The organism is Candidatus Amarolinea aalborgensis (assembly GCF_900491745.1).
GTDB lineage: Bacteria > Chloroflexota > Anaerolineae > SSC4 > Amarolineaceae > Amarolinea > Amarolinea aalborgensis.
The window spans coordinates 261,498-279,828 of record NZ_UETR01000002.1 but is presented as its reverse complement, the minus strand read 5'-3'; the positions used below and the strand labels follow the sequence as shown (position 1 = coordinate 279,828).

The 18,331-nt window shown below is 63.6% G+C and carries 19 protein-coding genes and 1 tRNA gene; 16 read left to right on the top strand and 4 right to left on the bottom strand.

Annotated features, from left to right (window positions below):
• Positions 1-22 precede the first annotated feature (22 nt).
• From ACPQ6D_RS04040 to ACPQ6D_RS03965, 16 genes are all read left to right on the top strand, one after another.
• Positions 23-817, top strand: a complete 795-nt coding sequence (locus tag ACPQ6D_RS04040) for an ABC transporter ATP-binding protein (RefSeq protein ID WP_423223011.1) — start codon at positions 23-25, stop codon at positions 815-817.
• 215 nt (positions 818-1,032) lie between these two features.
• Positions 1,033-2,250: a DHHA1 domain-containing protein gene (locus tag ACPQ6D_RS04035; protein WP_423223010.1), complete on the top strand. Its 1,218-nt coding sequence runs from the start codon at positions 1,033-1,035 to the stop codon at positions 2,248-2,250.
• Positions 2,251-2,268: 18 nt separating this feature from the next.
• A complete protein-coding gene (locus tag ACPQ6D_RS04030) occupies positions 2,269-3,126 on the top strand; it encodes an MBL fold metallo-hydrolase (RefSeq protein ID WP_423223009.1) in 858 nt (285 codons plus the stop codon).
• 36 nt (positions 3,127-3,162) lie between these two features.
• The gene (locus tag ACPQ6D_RS04025) at positions 3,163-4,122 is read left to right on the top strand and encodes a tetratricopeptide repeat protein (RefSeq protein WP_423223008.1); all 960 of its coding nucleotides are present in this window, start codon (positions 3,163-3,165) and stop codon (positions 4,120-4,122) included.
• Between the two features lie 133 nt (positions 4,123-4,255).
• A complete protein-coding gene (locus ACPQ6D_RS04020) occupies positions 4,256-4,822 on the top strand; it encodes a phosphoribosyltransferase family protein (protein ID WP_423223007.1) in 567 nt (188 codons plus the stop codon).
• A gap of 99 nt (positions 4,823-4,921) precedes the next feature.
• Positions 4,922-6,001 (top strand): peptide chain release factor 1, encoded by a 1,080-nt coding sequence (gene prfA / locus ACPQ6D_RS04015; protein ID WP_423223006.1) that lies wholly within the window; start codon positions 4,922-4,924, stop codon positions 5,999-6,001.
• A gap of 132 nt (positions 6,002-6,133) precedes the next feature.
• A complete protein-coding gene (locus ACPQ6D_RS04010; protein WP_423223005.1) occupies positions 6,134-7,228 on the top strand; it encodes a N5-glutamine methyltransferase family protein in 1,095 nt (364 codons plus the stop codon).
• 8 nt (positions 7,229-7,236) lie between these two features.
• Positions 7,237-8,052 carry a Cof-type HAD-IIB family hydrolase gene (locus ACPQ6D_RS04005; RefSeq protein WP_423223004.1) on the top strand — a complete coding sequence of 272 codons (816 nt, stop codon included), beginning with the start codon at positions 7,237-7,239 and terminating at the stop codon, positions 8,050-8,052.
• Complete coding sequence (locus ACPQ6D_RS04000) at positions 8,027-8,656, top strand: L-threonylcarbamoyladenylate synthase (protein WP_423223003.1); 630 nt, start codon at positions 8,027-8,029, stop codon at positions 8,654-8,656. Before ACPQ6D_RS04005 ends, ACPQ6D_RS04000 begins: the two co-directional genes overlap by 26 nt.
• Positions 8,656-9,807: a glycosyltransferase family 4 protein gene (locus tag ACPQ6D_RS03995; RefSeq protein WP_423223002.1), complete on the top strand. Its 1,152-nt coding sequence runs from the start codon at positions 8,656-8,658 to the stop codon at positions 9,805-9,807. The genes ACPQ6D_RS04000 and ACPQ6D_RS03995 overlap by 1 nt, the downstream gene beginning before the upstream one ends.
• A complete protein-coding gene (locus ACPQ6D_RS03990; protein WP_423223001.1) occupies positions 9,804-10,589 on the top strand; it encodes a class I SAM-dependent methyltransferase in 786 nt (261 codons plus the stop codon). The genes ACPQ6D_RS03995 and ACPQ6D_RS03990 overlap by 4 nt, the downstream gene beginning before the upstream one ends.
• Positions 10,552-11,334 (top strand): WecB/TagA/CpsF family glycosyltransferase, encoded by a 783-nt coding sequence (locus ACPQ6D_RS03985; protein ID WP_423223000.1) that lies wholly within the window; start codon positions 10,552-10,554, stop codon positions 11,332-11,334. The genes ACPQ6D_RS03990 and ACPQ6D_RS03985 overlap by 38 nt, the downstream gene beginning before the upstream one ends.
• 27 nt (positions 11,335-11,361) lie before the next feature.
• The gene (locus ACPQ6D_RS03980; RefSeq protein WP_423222999.1) at positions 11,362-12,348 is read left to right on the top strand and encodes a bifunctional heptose 7-phosphate kinase/heptose 1-phosphate adenyltransferase; all 987 of its coding nucleotides are present in this window, start codon (positions 11,362-11,364) and stop codon (positions 12,346-12,348) included.
• Between the two features lie 170 nt (positions 12,349-12,518).
• Positions 12,519-13,178 (top strand): adenylyltransferase/cytidyltransferase family protein, encoded by a 660-nt coding sequence (locus ACPQ6D_RS03975; RefSeq protein WP_423222998.1) that lies wholly within the window; start codon positions 12,519-12,521, stop codon positions 13,176-13,178.
• Positions 13,175-14,773 carry a murein biosynthesis integral membrane protein MurJ gene (gene murJ / locus ACPQ6D_RS03970; RefSeq protein ID WP_423222997.1) on the top strand — a complete coding sequence of 533 codons (1,599 nt, stop codon included), beginning with the start codon at positions 13,175-13,177 and terminating at the stop codon, positions 14,771-14,773. Before ACPQ6D_RS03975 ends, murJ begins: the two co-directional genes overlap by 4 nt.
• A 74-nt stretch (positions 14,774-14,847) precedes the next feature.
• Positions 14,848-15,138: a hypothetical protein gene (locus ACPQ6D_RS03965; RefSeq protein WP_423222996.1), complete on the top strand. Its 291-nt coding sequence runs from the start codon at positions 14,848-14,850 to the stop codon at positions 15,136-15,138.
• 99 nt (positions 15,139-15,237) lie between these two features.
• On the opposite strand, the gene ACPQ6D_RS03960 is transcribed toward ACPQ6D_RS03965, so the two are convergent.
• The 4 genes from ACPQ6D_RS03960 to ACPQ6D_RS03945 form a co-directional block, all read right to left on the bottom strand.
• Positions 15,238-15,310: transfer RNA gene (locus ACPQ6D_RS03960), tRNA-Lys, on the bottom strand.
• A 101-nt stretch (positions 15,311-15,411) separates the two neighbouring features.
• A complete protein-coding gene (locus tag ACPQ6D_RS03955) occupies positions 15,412-16,200 on the bottom strand; it encodes a hypothetical protein (RefSeq protein ID WP_423222995.1) in 789 nt (262 codons plus the stop codon).
• Between the two features lie 224 nt (positions 16,201-16,424).
• Complete coding sequence (locus tag ACPQ6D_RS03950) at positions 16,425-17,072, bottom strand: Rieske (2Fe-2S) protein (protein ID WP_423222994.1); 648 nt, start codon at positions 17,070-17,072, stop codon at positions 16,425-16,427.
• Positions 17,073-17,247: 175 nt separating this feature from the next.
• Complete coding sequence (locus ACPQ6D_RS03945) at positions 17,248-18,321, bottom strand: pyridoxal-phosphate-dependent aminotransferase family protein (protein ID WP_423222993.1); 1,074 nt, start codon at positions 18,319-18,321, stop codon at positions 17,248-17,250.
• Positions 18,322-18,331 lie beyond the last annotated feature (10 nt).

Genomic DNA, 18,331 nt, shown 5'->3' with positions numbered 1-18,331 from the left:
TGAAACGTGTGTATGGAGAGGCATGAACGACGCGTTGATCACAGTCACACGGCTGAGCAAGAGCTATCTACAAAACGGCGGGCTGGTCAAGGCGCTGGCCAACGTCAGCTTCGACGTTCACGACGGCGAGTTCGTCGCGTTGGTAGGGCCTTCAGGCAGCGGAAAGAGCACCCTCCTGCGCATGGTGGGCGGACTTTTGACGCCTGACGAGGGTGAGGTTCTGCTGGACGGCCGCACCATGACTGGCCCGCGCGCAGAAATCGGGTTCGTTTTTCAGGCGGCGAATTTGATGCCCTGGCGCACCGTGCTCGATAACATCGCCTTGCCGCTCGACGTGTTGGGCGCAGCAGCTACCCGTGCGGACGCACGGCATGAAGCCAAACGCCTGAGCGACCTGGTCGGCCTGCAAGGCTTCGAGCTGGCCTATCCACACCAGTTGTCGGGCGGCATGCAGCAGCGCGTCGTGCTGGCGCGCGCGCTTATTCATCGGCCGCGCGTGCTGCTGCTCGATGAGCCATTCGGCGCGCTCGACGCGCTGACCCGCGAACGCATGAATTTTGAGCTGCTACGCGTGTGGCAACTGCGCCGCGCCACCGTCCTCCTGGTGACGCACAGCATCCAAGAAGCGGTCTTCCTGGCCGACCGCGTGATGGTGATGGGGCCGCGCCCCGGGCATATCATCGCCACGATTCCCATTCCTCTTCCACGCCCGCGCAGCGCCGACCTGCTGAGCAGCGAGCAATTTGGCCGCCTGGCGCTGACCGTGCGCCGCATCATTGACCAGGCCGGCCAACCCTGGCCAGGCCCGCCGCTGTGAGGGAATATGAGGGAGATCGGGGGCCAGATACCAAAGACCAGAGATCGAAGACCAGATACCAAAGACCGGAGATTGGAGATTGGAGACCGGGCGCCGTGACATTCTCACACCCAGTCATCACACCCCACCGCGTGACCCGATCTCTAATCTCCAATCTCTGATCTCTCTCCAGTACGCTTTGAATTTTAGCGCGCTTCAGGGTATAATACGGTCTTGTGAACAGCCTACTCTCAACACGCCTTTATTGGCATGATGCCTACCTGCGCAGCTTCGAGGCCGCCGTGAGCGACCTGACCACGGTCAACGGCCAACCGGCCGTGGCGCTCACCGCCAGCGCGTTTTATCCCACCAGCGGCGGACAACCCCATGACACTGGCCTGCTCAACGGCGTTGCTGTGACCGACGTCAGCGCGGACGATGACACCGTGTGGCATCTGTTGGACGCGCGCTTGCCCGCCGGCCCGGTGTATGGTCAGATTGCCTGGCCGCGGCGCTACGACCACATGCAGCAGCACACGGGGCAGCACATCCTGTCCCAGGCCTTCATCGTGACCAGCGGGGCGGAGACCGTCGGTTTTCACCTCGGCATGCACAGCGCCACCATTGATCTCAGCCAGGCCGCCGTCAACCAGGCCGACCTGGACGCGGCCGAAGCGCTGGCGAATCAGATCATCGCCGAAAACCGAAGCATCCATGCGCGCTTCGTCAGCCCAGAGGAGCTGCCCACGCTGCCCCTGCGCCGACCGCCCAAAGTGCAAACGGACATCCGCATTGTTGAAATTGCAGGTTTCGACTGGTCGGCCTGCGGCGGCACGCATGTGCGTCAAACCGCAGAAGTCGGGCAGATCAAGATTCAGCGGCTGGATCGTCGCGGCGCCGAGACGCGGATCGAGTTTTTGTGCGGCCAGCGCGCCCTGGGCGATTATCGGCGCAAGCAGGACACCGTCCAGGCCCTCATCAACCGCCTGGATACGGCGGAGGATGATCTGCCCGCGGCCGTGGATCGCTTGCAGGACAAACTGCGCGCGGCGCAGCGTCAACTGCGCGAGATGCAGGCTGAGCTGGTCGCGGTCGAAGCCGCGCGGCTATGGGATGCCGGCCGCATGGTGGGCCAACGCTGCGTGGTGCAGGCCTACCTGGACAATCGCACACCAGAGACGGTCAAAGCGATTGCGAGCGCCCTGCGCGCCAGGCCTGGCTGTATAGCGGTTCTGGCCTGCGAGCTCAGCGCGGAGAGCGGCGGTCAGCTATTTTGTGCGGCAGCCGACGATGTGGCGCTGAACATGGGGCAGCTCATGGCGGCGGCCGCGGCGGCTGGTGCACGCGGCGGCGGCCGCGGCGCGTGGGCGCAGGGCGGCGCGCCCAACGCGACCCTGCTCAGGCAGGCTTTTGACGCGGCGGCGGCCCTTGCGCATTCGATGGGCGAAGTCTAACATCACGAGGAGTCGTGTATGCAGGAAATTGCACCGGGTGTATTCATTGAAACCGGTTATCGCAACGCCAATGTCGGCTGCATCATCACCGACGAGGGTGTCATCTTGGTGGACACCCCGATGGTCCCTGCCCAGGCGCAGGCGTGGCGCAAGCATGTGGCCGAAGCATCGAACAACGCCCGCATCCTTTACGTGATCAACACAGATCATCACCGCGGACATTCACTCGGCAATCAGTTCTACCTGCCCGCGCCGGTGGTGGCGCACGAGCGCGCCTGGAAGGAAATGCGCGGCTACACGGAGAATTTCAAACAACGGGTGCGCGACTCCTTCAAGAAAGAACCGGACATCCAGGTGCAGTTCAACGACCTGCAGATCATTCGGCCCGAAATCACCTTCAAGAAGCGATTGACCATCTTGCGCGGCGGACGCGAAGTGCGGCTGATTTGGATCGGCGGGCACACCCTGGCGACGGCGGTGGTGTGGATGCCGACGGAACGCATCCTGTTCGCCGGCGACTCGGTCTGGCTGGACCAGCATCCATACATGGCCCAGGCCAACTCGCGCGATTGGCTGCATGGGCTGGCCTTCATCAAGAAACTCAATCCGCTCACGATCGTGCCGGGTCATGGCCCGCCGTGCGGCGTCGAAGCCGTAGATCGAGTCACCGATTATATTCGATATATGCGCACGCAGGTCAAGGTGATGTTTCGGCAAGGCAAATCGAAGCAGGAGACCGGCTCGATCTTAGTCAAAGATTTGGTCACATGGTTCCCGATCCCGGCCGGGCGCAAGGCTAAGATCGAATCGCAAATCAAACAGGGCATTGGACGCGTGTACGAGGAAGTCAAACGCAGCGCCAATGAGGCGGCCTGAGATGCCGCATCAGCAGACAAGGCTGCGTGAAATACAATGGCCCACGATATAGCTCACGATACGAACACCCCGGCCGATGAGGTGCGCAGGCTGCTGGACACGGCCGAGGGCCTCCTACCTCTCATGCGAGAGCGGACATCGGCTGTTTCACAGCTGCTGGGGATTTTCGATCAGCTCGATGCGCGCATCCCCACCCTTGAACAGCAGGGCGTTGACCTGCGCGGCGAGCGTGGGCGTTGGGAGGCGCTGCAGCGGGGTTTGCGCTCACGCGCGCGCTGGGCCGTGTCGGCCATTACTTCTTGGCCTGCCGCCCGGCAGCAAGCGCAACCCCAACCAGAGCAGTGGTGGTGGCGCCTGGACGAGACGCTCGCCGCCGAAAGACGGCGCGCGTGGCTACGCGGCGCGGTCATTGTGCTGCTTGTCGTCACAGTCGGCGTTGTGGGCACGCGGCTCTTCCGTTTCTATTTCCCGGTGGATCCCAATGTGGCGGCGGCCAATGACCGCCGCCTGCAAGCAGAACGTCATGTGCGCGAGGGCGACTGGGCCGGCGCCTTTTCGATGTACGAACAAGCGACCCAGTTCGCGCCGGATGATCCTATGCTGTACTTATGGCTTGGGGTTCTCAGCGAGCAAATGGGTCGCCCAGAGCAGGCCGAACCGTGGTATGACAAGGCGCGGCCGTTGCTGCATGATGCCGTGCGCTTCCATGTTGAGCGCGGATTCGTCTACTTGCAGGCCAACCGCGCGGCCGATGGCGAACGTGAAGCGCGTACGGCGCTTGACTTGGACAACCAGTCGGCCGTCGGATACTACGTCCTGGCGAGCGCGCTGGAAATGCAAAAGCAAACTGATACGGCCATCGAGGCATACAAAATGGCGGCCAGCCTGGCCGAGGGGAATGATCCGGATCTGACGGCGCTGGCGCGCGTACACATGGGATTGCTGCTGCAATCAGCGCCGTTTGAAGATTTACGGATGCTGACGCCTACGCCATGAGTCGGGGCCAGCGTCGCCGGGCCAGTCCGTTGGCCGCAGGCGCAGCTGCATCGGCGGTGTGCGAAGGCTTGGATTGCTGCCGTGGGCGTAAAGGCCGTTGGACAGGCAGATAGAGAAGCAGATGGAGGTTGTATTGGCTACTGACCGTGACTATTACACTGTTGAGATTGCAGGATTGACTCGCCGGTTGCCCTTGTTTGAAGTGGCGCCTGGCGTACGCATTGCTGTGTTCAACATGCTGGGCGATACCACCGTGGTCAAGGCGGCGGCGGCCGTCCTTTCCGAGCGCATCAAGCAGGAAGCAGGCGACGCCGATGTGCTGGTAACAGCCGAGGCCAAAAGCATCCCCCTGATTTATGAGCTGTCTGCGCTGTTGGGCCTGCCCTACGTCGTGCTGCGCAAAACGTACAAGCCATACATGGGCAACGCCATCACAGCCGACACCCTTTCGATCACAACGGGCGCGCCCCAACAGCTCTTTCTCGACGAAAAAGACCGTGCCAGCATCGAAGGCCGCAAGGTCATCCTGGTGGATGACGTGGTCAGCACTGGCAGTACGCTCGCCGGCATGAGATCGGTGATTGCCAAAGCCGGCGCCACCGCTTTGGCCACGGCGTCCGTCTTCACGGAAGGCAACGACGATGGCTGGAAGGATGTCATTGCCCTGGGCAATTTGCCGGTCTTTACAGATCAGCCGTAACAAGAACTTTTGCGGCGAGATCAACGTTTGGTATCATGATGGCAACAGTCTCTACGCTGACCGCTGTTTGGTCAGCCAACGTGGAGAAGCGAAGGACGCATGTTCGAAAAACTGGAATCAACGGTTGCCCGTTATCAAGAGTTAACCCGCTTGCTGGGCGACCCGGCGCTGTTCAACGACAATCAGCGCGCGGTTGAACTGGCGCAAGAACACGCCAGCTTGACCGAGTTGGTAGAGACCTACCAGCGCTACCGGCAGGTCGTGGCAGAGCAGGCGGAGGCGATCGCGCTCTTGAACAGCGATGAAGAGCCTGATCTGGTGGCTCTGGCGCGCGAAGAGATCGGCCAGTTGGAGCAGGAGCGAGCAGACCTGGAAGCGCGGCTTCATCGTCTCCTCGTGCCCAAAGACCCGAACGATGAGCGTGATGTCATCGTGGAGATTCGCGCCGGCACCGGCGGCGATGAGGCTGGCCTGTTTGCGGCCGACCTGTTCCGCATGTACACGCGCTATGCGGAGAATCACAATTGGAAAGTAGACCTGCTCAACTCGCATGAATCGGGCATCGGCGGTTTCAAAGAGGTCATCTTCGAGGTGCGCGGCCGCGGCGCCTATTCGCGGTTGAAGTACGAGAGCGGCGTGCATCGTGTGCAGCGGGTGCCAACCACCGAGTCGCAGGGCCGCATCCACACCTCCACGGCGACCGTGGCGGTGCTGCCAGAAATGGATGAAGTAGAAGTGGACATTCGGCCGGATGAGCTGCGCATTGATGTCTTCCGCGCCGGCGGCCCCGGCGGTCAGAGCGTGAACACCACCGACTCGGCCGTGCGCATCACGCACCTGCCAACCGGCATCGTTGTCTCCAGCCAAGATCAGAAATCGCAGCTGCAGAACAAAGTCAAGGGCATGCAGATTCTGCGCGCCCGGCTCTACGACGCGGAACGACGCAAACAAAATGAAGCCCAGGAGGCCGCGCGGCGCAGCCAGGTAGGCAGCGGCGAACGCGCGGAGAAAATCCGCACCTACAACTTTCCCCAAAATCGCGTCACCGATCACCGCATCGGCAAGACGCTCTACCAGTTGGAAACTGTCCTGACCGGCGATCTGGATGAATTCATCAACGAGCTGAGCACGGCCGATCAGGCCGAACGCTTGCAGGCAGCTTCCGAAAGCGATGAATGAACACACATTTGCAGGTAAAGATCTCGTATTCGTGGCTGTGCCCTGGATCGCCCGGCAATGGCGCCGCAGCGATCAATTTCACCAACACCATGTCGGAAGCCGACATGACATCCTTGCAGGAGGCCTGATTTCATGATGCAGGTCAATGGAAGACCGGCAGCGTCCCAACGACGGGACCGATATGCGCCCCCCGCTTCCCTGGTCAACGAACAGACCAATCTCTCCTTTTCGTTCGCCTGGCGACTCGATCCCAGCACCAACGTGGGTCGGGCGATGGCCGCCGCTTTCCAGCGTTTGCGCAGTTCGCAATCGGAAACGCCCCGCCTCGACGTCGAAATTCTACTGGCGTCGGTGCTCAACACGGATCGCGTCGGCCTGTTTGCACATCCAGAGCGCCCCCTCAACGCCGCGGAGAGAAGCCGTTTCGAGGAATTGATCGAACGTCGCCGCCGGCACGAACCAGTCGCTTACCTGGTCGGCAGTCGCTCGTTCTTCGGGCTCGATTTTCTGATCACACCCCAGGTGCTGGTCCCGCGGCCAGAGACGGAACTCCTGGTTGAACATGCTATCCTGGCGATCGAATCGCTCGTCACGCGCAGCGCGCAGGCGTACAGCGACGCGTGGCTGGTCGGCAACCGGCCGCCGGGAACCAACGGGCATGGGCCGGGTCGTTATCCACCCTACGCCCAGTTCTTCCGCCCCCCATCGGTTGACTCTGGCGTGTTGATGGCTGATATCGGCACAGGCAGCGGAGCCATTGCGATCAGCGTGGCCCACAATCACCCGCGCGTCATGGTCTACGCCACGGACATTTCGAGCGACGCCTTGGCCGTGGCCCAGACGAACGCCGTGCGCACGCAGGTGGCGGATCGAATGCAGTTCCTGCATGGCAGCCTGCTCAGTCCGTTGCCACAACCGGTGGACATCATCACCGCCAACCTGCCTTATGTGCCTTCAAGCGTCATCCCCACCCTGGCGCCTGACGTGGCCCAGTATGAACCGCGGCTGGCGCTTGACGGCGGACCGGATGGCACCCTTCTGATCCAGCAGCTGCTGAGCCAGGCGCCTGCGTATCTGCGGCCGGGGGGCGCGCTCTTGCTCGAAATCGGCAGCGACCAGGGCTTCCTGGTGGCGGACATGGCCCGTCAGGCCTTCCCGTCTGCAGACGTCAACGTGCTCCAGGACTTTGCCGGGTTGGATCGGCTGGTGCGCGTGCTGTGTAGCTGAAAAGGATTATGTATCGTTTAATTGCTTTTGATGTGGACGGCACCCTGGTGGATGCCAGCATGCATCTTTCCACGCGGCTGCGCACGGCAGTCGCTCAGACCCAGGCGCGCGGCGTGGCTTTGACCCTGGCTACGGGCCGCGGGGCCACGCCTATCCTTCCCCTGGCCGCCGCCCTGGGCATGACCGCGCCCCTGATTTGTTACCAGGGCGGCTGGGTCTATGACATTCGCACTGGCCGCACGCTGCACAAATCCACCCTGCCGCTGAGCCTGACGCACGAGGTCTTGGCGTGGGCGCAGCCCTTCGGTTGGGACATTTCGGTCTACATGGATGAGGAAATCTATCTGCAAACCATGCACCGCACCTCCGAATTCTACGACCGCTGGTTTGGCTTGCCGTGGCACCTGGTTGGCAACCTGAGCGAGGCCGTGACGCACGACCCAGAGAAGATTCTGTTCACGGGTGAGCCAGAGGTCTGCGATGTGATTCACGCCAGGCTCAACGCGCAGTTTGGCGCGGTGATCCAGGTCTTACGCACACACGATCTCTTTGTCGAGCTGGTGCCGCACGGTACCTCCAAAGGCAAGGCATTGGCCTGGCTCGCCGACCAAATGGGTATTCACCAGGATGAAGTCATTGCCGTGGGCGATTCGGAAAATGACCTGAGCATGGTGAAGTGGGCCGGCCTGGGCATCGCGATGGGCAATGCGACCGCAGAGGTCAAGGCTGCTGCGCGTTGGCAGGCGCCATCGGTGGCAGATGATGGCGCGGCCGTTGTTCTGGAGCATTTCATTCTCAATGCAAACACGGGTCATCTCCGCTGACCGGCCAGGCGCGCTCGCGCAGGCGGTCGCGGTTCTGCGAGCGGGCGGGTTGGTGGCATTCCCCACCGACACCGTCTATGGCGTGGGCGCCCATGCCTACCTGCCAGCCGCGATCGCGCGCCTTTACACGGCGAAGGTGCGTCCAGAAGGCAAGGCCATTCCCCTGCTGCTGGGCGACGCCGCCGACATCGAACGCGTCAGCTGTGATCTCCCGCCGTTGACCCAGCGGCTGATGGATGCTTTTTGGCCTGGCGCGCTGACCCTGGTGGTGCCGCGCAACCCTGAACTGCCAGACATCGTCACCGCGGGAGGGCCAACAGTGGCCGTGCGTTTGCCGGACCACCCCGTGCCGCGCGCGCTGGCGCGCGCCCTGGGCGCTCCATTGGCCGCGACCAGCGCCAATCTGTCGGGGCAGGCCGAAGCCGCCAGCGCGGCCGACGTCATGGCGCAGCTCGCTGGCCGCATTGACCTGCTGCTCGATGGCGGCCGCTGTCCGGGCGGAGTGCCATCCTCCGTCGTGGATCTCACGGTGCAGCCGCCGGTCATTCTGCGCCAGGGGGCGCTCGACCCAGGACTGCTGCAGCGCCTGCTGGCTGCCCGCTGATGATACTCGGCATTGACGCCAGCCGCGCCCTACGCCCGGCAAGTCAACGCACGGGCACCGAGATCTATGCGCGTCATCTGATTGACGCCATGCTCAAGCTGGCGCCGGGACTGCCGTCCCCGCTTTCGATTCGTCTGTACAGCGATGTGGCGCCTGATGAGGCCGCCAGGCAGGCCTGGCAAACGGCCGAATGGCGCGTCATGCCCAGCCCCCGACTGTGGACACACGCGCGCCTAAGCCTGGAGATGGCGCAGCGGCCGCCGGCGGCGCTCTTTGTCCCCGCGCACGTGCTGCCGTTGTGGCGGCCGCCGCGCACCCTGGTGACGATTCACGACCTCGGATACCTCTTCTTTCCGCAGGCGCATCCACCGCGGCAGCGATGGTACCTGGACTGGTCGACACGTTGGAACGGACGCGTGGCCACGCATGTCCTGGCCGATTCGCAAGCCACCGCCGCCGATCTGCGCCAGCGCCTGGCCGTGCCAGCCAATCGCATCAGCGTTGTGTACCCGGGCTTCATCCCCACGCGGCAGCGGGTGATGGACCCCGACCGCGTTCAAGCTACTCTGGCGCGCTACGGCGTCCGGCCGCCGTACTTTCTCTACATCGGAACCCTTCAGCCGCGCAAGAACCTGGTGCGCCTGGCGCAGGCTATGGCGCGCGTGCTTGCGCGCAGCTCGGCTGAACGACCGAACGCCGCGCCGCCGATGTTGGTGCTGGCGGGTAAGCCTGGCTGGCTCTCGGAGCAAGTGCTGCCGCCCATGGCTGCCCTCGGTTTGGGCGATCGTGTGCGCACGATTGGCTATGTGCCGGAGGCGGACTTGTCTGCACTGTTGACCGGGGCCGCAGCCCTGGCCTTTCCCTCCTTGTATGAAGGCTTTGGCTTTCCGATCCTGGAAGCGCAGGCGTGCGGCGCGCCGGTGCTCACCTCCACCACCTCGTCATGTCCCGAAGTGGCGGGCGAAGGGGCGCTGCTCGTGGACCCGCATGATGTGGAGGCCATCGCCGACGGTTTGTGGCGGCTGTTGACCGAGCCGGCGCTGGCGCAGCGAATTGCCGCGCTGGGCGCGGCCAATGTGCGGCGTTTTCGCTGGGAGACCGCCGCCCAACAAGTCTTCGACGTGCTTGGACAGATGGGAGTGGAAAAATGAGCAACGTCCAGAATGTGGTCTTCGACCGTGCGGCTGGCTACTACGACCAGACACGCGCCTTGCCCCCGCACGAGGCAAGCCAACTAACCGATGCCCTGTGGGAGGCCCTGGGCGCCGCGCCGGCCTCGCACGTCTTGGAAATTGGCGTGGGCACCGGGCGCATTGCCGGCCCGCTGGCGCAGCGCGGCCTGAGCATGATGGGCATTGACCTGTCTGGGTCCATGCTGGCCGTCTTACACGAAAAATTCCCGTCATTGCCTGTGGCCCTGGCGGATATGACCCGCCTGCCCTTTGCCGCGGCCGCGTTCGACGGCGTCATCGCATTCCACGTCTTTCACCTGGTCAGCGGCTGGCGTGACGCCTTGGCTGAAGCGGTGCGCGTGCTGCGGCCGGGCGGAAAGTTCATCTACAGCATTCACGGCCGTGACCCGAATTCGGTCAACAGCCAGCTGCGCACGCAGTGGCGCAGGCTGTTGGCTGACCAGGGCATCAAAGCTGAACCGCCAGGCATTCGCGACGACGCCCAGGTAGATCAAGTTTTACGTCAACTCGGCTGCCGCGACCATCAGCAGAGAGAGGTCATTCGCAGCCGCGAGCCGGTCACGGCGCGATTCGTGTTGGATGCAATGGAAAAGCGCATCTGGTCGGACACCTGGCTGGTGCCAGATGACGTTTTTGCGCAGACCATGGGCGTGCTGCGCGCGTGGGCCAGCGAACGCTTCGATCTCGACCAGGTGGATCAGGATGAATACCACGTCGGCTTCCATGTCTACACCGTCTGAGGTCGTCCCGTCCGTATCCATTCTGGGCGTGCGCGTCGATGCCTTGACCTGGGAAGCGTTCGAGGCGCAGGCGGCTGCCTTTGTGACCAGCGGCCGGCCGCACCAGGTGGTGACGGTCAACCCGGAGTTCGTTATGGCCGCGCAACGCAACCCTGCCTTCAGCCGTGTGCTGGCCGCGGCGGATCTGGCGCTGGCCGATGGCTGGGGCCTCCTGTGGGCGGCGCGGCGGCTAGGCCGCCCCCTGCCGGCGCGCATCACCGGCTCTGACGGCGTGCCTCGCCTGGCGGCATTAGCGGCGCAGAAGGGCTGGCGCGTCTTCTTGCTTGGCGCCGCTCCAGGCGTGGCAGATCAAGCGGCCAACGTGCTGTGCGCACGCCATCCAGCCTTGCAGATCGTGGGCGTGTTTGCTGGCAGCCCGGCCGTCAATGAAGAAGAGGCGATCGTGGCGCGTATCGCCGCGGCCCGGCCGCACGTCCTATTTGTCGCCTATGGCGCGCCGAGCCAAGACCTGTGGATTGCACGCACGCAGCCGCGGCTGCAGATTCCCCTGGCGATGGGCGTTGGCGGCGCGCTCGATTTCATTGCCGGCGTGCGCCGCCGCGCACCCGCCTGGATGCAGCGCGCGCGCTTGGAATGGCTATTTCGATTGGCGCAGGAACCGTGGCGTTGGCGGCGCCAACTGGCCCTGCCCCGCTTCGTCTGGGCGGTGTTGTGGGAATCACGCTCGCGCCAGGAGGCGGCTTGATGGACATCAATAGATGGGAGTGGAGGAATGGGCATCGAGACGCTTGTGGCGCGGCTCGCCGGACAGCGCGTCGTCGTGGTGGGCGATCTGTGCCTGGATGAATATGTGATGGGCGTTGCCACGCGTTTGAGTCGCGAGGCCCCGGTGCCCGTGCTCGAACTGCGCCAGCGGCTGAGCGTGCCGGGCGGCGCGGCCAATCCCGCGTCTAACATCGTCGCGCTCGGCAGTCAGGCCACGGCCGTCGGCGTGATCGGCGCCGACGCGGCTGGGGACGCCTTGACGAGCCACTTGCGCGGTCTGGGCATTGACACTGCGGGCGTTGTCACCGATCCCGAGCGGCCTACCACGACCAAGACGCGCATCGTGGCGCAGGGCAACCTGCGTTTTGCGCAGCACCTGGCGCGCGTGGATCACCTGGACCGACGGCCGCTCAGCCCCACATTGACGCAAAACCTGGACGCGCACCTGGAGCGCTTGCTGGCCGGGGCCAGGGCTGTGCTGATTTCCGATTACCGCGCCGGCGTCATCACCGCGGACCTGATCGCTACGGTGCAGGCGGCCGCGCGCCAGCACGGCGTGTTGACCACGGTGGATTCGCAAGGAGACCTGGGCAAGTTCCACGGCTTTGACCTGGTGCGCTGCAATGCGGCCGAAGCCGAGGCGCAGGTGGGCTTTGCGCTGCGCGATGACCATGATTTCGAGCGCGCGCTGGTGCGCCTGCAAAAGGAGCTGGCGGCTCGGCGCCTGGTCGTTACCCGCGGCGGCGACGGGGTCAGCCTGCTGGCCTGGGGCGATGTCCCGCGGCACCTGCCGGCCTGGAATCGCGAAGAGGTGTTCGATGTCACCGGCGCAGGGGACACCGTCATCGCCGTGTTGACCCTGGCCCTGGGCGGCGGCTGCGATCTGCGCACGGCGGCGCACCTGGCCATGACCGCGGCGGGGCTGGTGGTGCGGCGTTTCGGCAACGCCGTGGTGACGCCGCAAGAACTGGCCGAGGCGTTGGCGAGGCAGTGAGGACAGAACGCTAGATAGTGCAAAGTGCAAAGTGCAAAGTGGAGGGGACAGAACGCATTTTGTCTTCTGCATTCAGAATTCACGGCGTTTTCGCTGAAAACGCCAAGCATTCCGCATTGACGATGGGGGGAGAAGCATGACAGATTGCGGCGGCCAGGAGGCCAACGTGCGTGGGTAGCGTCGTCTTGCCAGCAAGCGCGCTCGCGCAATGCGACGCCTGGCGCAAGGCCGGTCAGCGCGTGGTCATGACCAACGGCCATTTCGATCTGCTGCACCTGGGGCATGTGGACTATTTGCAGCGGGCGCGCGGCCTGGGCCACGCCTTGGTGGTGGCCGTCAACAGCGACGCGTCGACGCGCGCGCTGAAAGGGCCACAGCGTCCCCTCATACCGGATGGGGAGAGAGCACACATGCTGGCGGCCTTGGGCTGCGTTGACCTGGTCGTGATCTTCGACGCGCTGACGGCTGAGTCGCTCGTGGCGGCGCTGCGGCCGGCGGTGTATGTCAAAGGCGGCGACTGGGATCCGGCGGTTACCGCGGCGGCGTCCACGGTGGGACAAACCGCGTCGCCACGGCGTGAACCGCCTGAAGCCGCCATCGTCGCCGGCTACGGCGGCGAAGTGCGCTATCTGCCTTACCTGGCCGGCCATTCCACGCGTGAACTGATTGCGCTGATCGTTGCGCGCTACGCGTCGGGCGCCGACTGCGGCGAGCGTTCGACTGAGACTTCGGCGAGCGGCTCGACTGAGCTCGCCGAAGTCTCAGTCGAGCCGCGCTCACGCCGAAGGCTCAGTCGAGCCGCGCAACCACGGGAGACTGCTGGCCCATGACAGACGCCCCTGTAACCGATGCCGCCAGCCCAGACGTCGCAACGGCTGAAACCGGCGGCGTCGCGCGTTCGGCCGGCATCCTGGCCTTCGGCAACGTCGCCAGCCGCATCCTGGGACTGCTGCGCGAGACCATCATCTCCTACTATTTCGGCTCAGCCGGCGAGCTGAGCGCGTTCCGTCTGGCTGCGCGCGTACCGACCATGATCTATGATTTGCTGGTCGGCGGTCTGCTCAGCGCGGCGCTGGTGCCAGTTTTCAGCGATTACGCGCGACCCGAGAGGCGCCGCGAACTGTGGGAGGTTGCCAGCGCGGTGCTTACGGCGGTGGGCGCGGGTATGGCCGTGCTCTTCCTTGCGCTGGAGGGCCTGGCGCCTTACGTGGCGCGCCTGATTGGCGGCGGCTTCGATGACCCCTTGATTGCGGTCATCACCAATGCCCTGCGCATCATGGCGCCCGCCGTCTTCTTCTTCGGCTTAGCGGGCGTGCTGACCGGCATCCTCTACGCGCTGAAGTCGTTTTCCTACGCCGCGCTGGGCGCGGCCGTGTTCAACCTGGGCGTGGTGGTCTGCGCGCCTCTCTTGACGCCGTGGCTTGGCATCTACAGCCTGCCGGTGGGCATTGCCGTTGGCAGCCTGGGCCAACTAGCCTTGCTGATGCCTGGACTGCGTGCGGTGGGCGCGCGCCTGCGCCTGGCGTGGGGCCATCCGGCTGTGCGCCAGATTCTGCGCCTCTATGCGCCGGTCAGCATCAGCTTGCTGGTCGGCCAGTTCCAGGTGCTGATGGACGCCAACTTGACCTCACGCACCGGGGAGCAAAGCGCGGCGTGGATGCAGTACGCCACGACGCTCGTGCAATTTCCTTTGGGCTTGGTGCCGGTGGCCGTATCGCTGGCGGCGCTGCCCACCCTATCCCGCCATGCGGCCGCAGGCGAGTGGTTGGCCTACCGCGGCACCCTGGGCCGCGGCCTGCGCTTGGTGCTCGTCCTTCTCATCCCGGCCATTGTGGCCCTCTTTGTCATGGCCGAACCAATCATCCGCCTGCTGTTCGAACACGGCAGCTTCGTTGCCGCGGATACCATGTGGACGGCGCGGGCGCTGCGCCTTTATCTGTTGGGCCTGGGCTTTGCCGGCGTTGATTTTCTCTTCAATTACGCATTCTACGCCCGCCAGGACACGCGCACCCCGGCCATCGTCGGCGTCGTTTCAGTCGCCGTCTATCTCGTCGTCGCCCTGAGCCTGCTGCAGCCGTTCGGGTTTTTGGGTCTCGTTCTGGCTGACTCCACCAAACATATGACCCATGCCATCATCATGCTGATCTTGCTGCTGCGCGCGGTGGGCGCGCTGCGCGACCAGGGCATTGTGCGCACTGGGATCAAGGCGCTGCTGGCTGCCTCAGCCATGGGCGCGGCGCTGTGGATTCTCCCTGGCTGGTTGAGCAACCTGGCTGGCGGCGGCCTCGTGGGCAAGTTCATCGTGGTGGGCGGCGCAGCCGGCAGCGGAATCGCGGTCTACGTCGCGCTGCTGTGGCTGTTGGGCGTCGAAGAGGTGCAGATCGTCTCGCTCATGGTTGCGCGGCGACTTATCAGGCACAACTAGGTCTTGTTTGACGCCCTGCGCGGCGTCGAGTATAATCGGACTGGCAATCATTCCAACGCAGGAGAGAGATTTTCATGGCAAAGAAACAACGTGTGGCGCAGCGGGCGCCGCGCAGCGCATCGCCCACGCGCTATTCCCAGGGCACGACATCCATCACGCCAGGGGACGCGACGAGCACGACAGGCGCGTCTGGCGCGGCCCGCAGCGCTTCGGGCCGCGGGCAAGCAGGTCGCGGCGCCAAAGCGCCTGTGCAGGTGGATTACGCCAAGGAGTATGGCCACGTTGCCAGCGACCTGCGTCGCGTGGGCCTGCTGGCCGCGTCGCTGTTTGCAGTGATTATTATTCTGAGTTTCGTTGTACGCTAGAACCAAGCACGGGGCCATCCGATTTCTGTGAGAAATCGGATGGCAGCCACAATCAACAAGAAACCGGGCTTCTTCGTGAAACCCGGTTTCTGTTTGCGGTGAGTCCAGCTGGAATCGAACCAGCGACCCGCTGATTAAAAGTCAGCTGCTCTACCTATTGAGCTATGGACCCGCGCGCCAACGAGTCAGATTATAGCACCGCGTTTGCGCAGTGTCAAAACCCTACGCAAACGCGGCGCCAGCGGTTTGTAGTTGTGTGAGCGAGATGCTGCCTTACGCGGGCATCATTTCTGAACTGCGCAAACGGGCCTCGATACTCTGCAGCACGCCGACGCGGTTGCCATGCACACGCTCGTACTGGGCAATCACGGTCAACTGGGCCGTATCCAGTTCGTCGAGCTTGGCTGTGATTTGCTCCACGGCCAGATCATCGTAATCGGCGATCGGCATCGCATCAATGCGGCGGTTCAATTCACGCAGAACCGTCGCCCGCTTGCCCATGGACATTTCAGCGTCGCGAATGGCGTGCAGCTCTGACACGGTCAGATCAGCCAGCTTGTTGACGATTTCCTTGACGTTCAGCTTGCTGTAGTTGGCGATCGGCAGGTTCTTCACGACAGCGTCGTGCACATCCGCCGCCTGCTCTTCCACCTTGCTCTCGAGGTGATCAATTTCCTCAACCAGGTTCTGCACCTTTTCTCGCGTCGGGACATTGATCCGCTCTACCACGGTCTTCACCCGGTGCTCCAGGTCGTTTTCCACGGTCTCGATGCGCTTGCGTCCTTCCTCCCAATAGTGGCGCGCCTCCTTCATGCCCCAATCCTCAAGCTCCTGGCCGCGCTTGAGCGATTTCTCATAGAAATCGGTCGTCCACTTGATGAGGTCGGCCACGACATCCTGGGTCGTGCCCATAGAGCCGAGGCTCACCAGTAATGCCTTGTGACTGGTCTCGCGCACATCGTGCACGGCCTCGTCGCCCCATTTCTTGATCGTTTCCTCTACATCGTGCAGTTGCGTTTCTGCCTGCTTGCGCATGTTCTCAAGTCGTGTCATCTCAGCCATGATTGGCCTCCCTTTTCCTTTTGTTGTTCATTCATCCCGCCAGCCGACGTGCGCTGTGACAACGGGTTAGCTTCGTTTATTTTTCGGGTTGATCTTCATGACGCATTGCGTCATGAAGCATTATAACAGGTTGCGTCGCATCTGTCAATAGTCTGTGCAACCAATTTGCGCTATCGTGTTAGGGACATTTCAAAATTTTGTGCGCCGAGATCGCAGCCGCACGATCACACCAGGACGTAAATATCCTCGCCATGCACCAGGACGCGGTAGGTGGTGGCTGGTTTGGCCGCCTTGAAGCGGAGCATCTGCTCCGCGCCCAACGGCAAGGTGCGCCCAACCCAGGTGACCACAGCGCCGTTGGTAACATCGAACTGGCTGCCGTGCGCCAGGCAGGTCACCACACATCCTTCCAATTTGCCCAGGCTCAGGGGCACCGAAAGATGCGGGCACAGATTGTGCAGCGCGTAAATCGTTCCGTCAACGTTCGCCAGCAACACCGGGGTCAGTCCGGCCACCACGGCGCGCATGGCGCCTGGCGGCAGATCGGCGACCCATGCGACTTTGTAACGAGCATGAGCCGGACGCGGCGCGGTCTCGTCGCGCACCGTATCCCACAAGTGCTGCGTATTGGTGCGGATCGTTGCTTCCATCGTGCGGCCGCGCTGCAGAGAATGATCATACCAGCGCGTCGTGCGGCTGGAAAGATCATTCACCAGATCCTGGACCGCGCCAACACCCCCAAGGCCGAACAAAAGTACATGGCGCCCACCCTGGCGCAGGCGATTGACCACCGCGCCACCCTGCTGTTTCAGGCCTTTGAGCACGCTTGCCGCCGGCTGATCTGCCGGCTGAACCATGACTGCCTTTGTCATTATCTTTCTCCTTATCTTCATGACGCATTGCGTCATAGGTATTGTATCACGATGCCCAGGGCATGTCAAGACCCCTACGGCGCGCAAAAACAGTCCACGGCTGCGTATGGATTGCAGCCGTGGACTGTTCATTGGCAAAGAGCGGCGCGTACCTGTCCCGCGCCGGACGCTGGTTTTAGAGTATCTGGCGCAGCGCGTCGAACACGGGCTGGATGTCCGCTTCCGTCACCTGGCCCATGTGGCCGATGCGGAAGATGTCATTCTTGAGCGCGCCCTGCCCCCCGGCCACTTCCTGGCCGAACTCGTCGCGCAGCCGCGCCCGCAGCCTGGCTGCTTCGATGCCGGGCGGAACGCGGATGGCGGTCACGGCGTTGGAGGCAAAGGCCGGATTGGCGAACAGCTGCAGGCCCAGGTCGCGCACGCCCTGGCGCGTGAAATCGCCCACCCGGCGATGACGCGCGTGAATCGCGTCCAGCCCTTCCTCGCGCATCATCAGCAGGGCTTCTTGCAGGCCAAAGATCAAGCCGACGGCCGGCGTCCAGGGCGTTTGACGGTTGGCGGCCGATTTGCGCGCCTGGCGCAGATCGAAGTAGAAGCGCGGTGATCTGCACCGCTCGATTACCGGCCAGGCGCGTTCACTGATCGCGACAAAGGCCAGGCCGGGAGGCAGTCCCCATGCCTTCTGCGAACCGCTGACCACGACATCGAGGCCCAGCTCGTCCATCGGCAGGGGCAGGCAGCCAACCCCGCTGACGGCATCCACGATCGTGAGCGGCCGCACCTCCCCCAAGTCGTTCACTGCCAGGGCAATCTCGCGCATCGGATTGGTCACGCCGGTTGAGGTTTCGTTGTGCGTCACCAACACGGCGTGAAAGGGCGGGTTGTCGTGCAAGGCCTGGCGCACCTGGCTGACATCAATCGGTTGGCCGGCCGGCGCGTCCAGCGCGGTCACCTGCGCGCCATGAATACGGGCCAGGGTGCGCAGGCGCTCGCCGAAATTGCCAATGCTCAGGGAAAGCACGCGATCTCCGGGGCTGATGGTGTTAGCAACCGCCGCCTCCAGGCCGCCGGTGCCGGAACTGGTCAACACCAGCACCTCTTGCGCGGTCTGAAACGCCCAACGCAGGCCGTCGGCAGCCTCGCCAAAAATAGCGCTAAAACGAGGGCCGCGATGATTGATCATCGGCTGGTTCATGGCCGCCATCACCCGTGGGTGCACCGGGATGGGGCCAGGAATGCGTAAATTCATCCTCGATCTC